At 65.5% G+C, this 888-nt stretch carries 1 pseudogene; it reads right to left on the bottom strand.

The features are described 5' to 3' along the window. A pseudogene (locus tag A3730_RS32020) lies at positions 1-888 on the bottom strand (hypothetical protein); the annotation flags it as partial.

Here is an 888-nt window from a genome sequence, read left to right on the forward strand (position 1 = left end):
GCCGCTTCCGGGCACAGCGCCTCGGTCAGTGGGTTGGACCCCAGCAGCAGCTCTTCCACGTTACCGAAGCTGTTACCGGCTTCGGTCAGACAGTCGATCGGCGTGGTCGGACCCAGATCCGCTTCGGAGGTTTCCGGGCAGAATTGCGCCAGTACCGGCTCCAGCGGGTTGCCATCGGCACCCGGCAGGCCACCGCCACCTGGGGCGAAACCACCAGCCGCTTCTTCAAAGCAGGCGGCAGGATCAATCGGGCTGTTCGCCGCCGCTTCCGGGCACAGTTGCTCGGTCAGCGGGTTGGAACCCAGCAGCAAGTCCTGCACGTCGCCGAAGTTACCGCCAGCTTCAGTCAGACAGTCGATCGGGGTGGTCGGGCCAAGATCTGCTTCAGAGGTTGCCGGGCAGAACTGCGCCAGTACCGGCTCCAGTGGGTTGCCATCAGCGCCCGGCAGACCACCGCCGCCCGGAGCAAAGCCACCGGCCGCTTCTTCAAAGCAGGCGGCGGGATCAATCGGGCTGTTCGCCGCCGCTTCCGGGCACAGTTGCTCGGTCAGCGGGTTGGAGCCCAGCAGCAGGTCCTGCACGTCGCCAAAGTTACCGCCGGCTTCGGTCAGACAGTCGATCGGTGTGGTCGGACCCAGGTCTGCTTCGGAGGTTTCCGGGCAGAACTGCGCCAATACAGGCTCCAGCGGGTTGCCGTCGGCACCCGGCAGGCCACCGCCACCCGGAGCAAAGCCACCGGCAGCTTCTTCGAAGCAAGCTGCGGGATCAATCGGGCTGTTAGCAGCCGCTTCCGGGCACAGTTGCTCGGTCAGCGGGTTGGAACCCAGCAGCAGGTCCTGCACGTCGCCGAAGTTACCGCCAGCTTCAGTCAGACAGTCGATGGGTGTG

This window comes from Alcanivorax sp. HI0044, assembly GCF_001634945.1.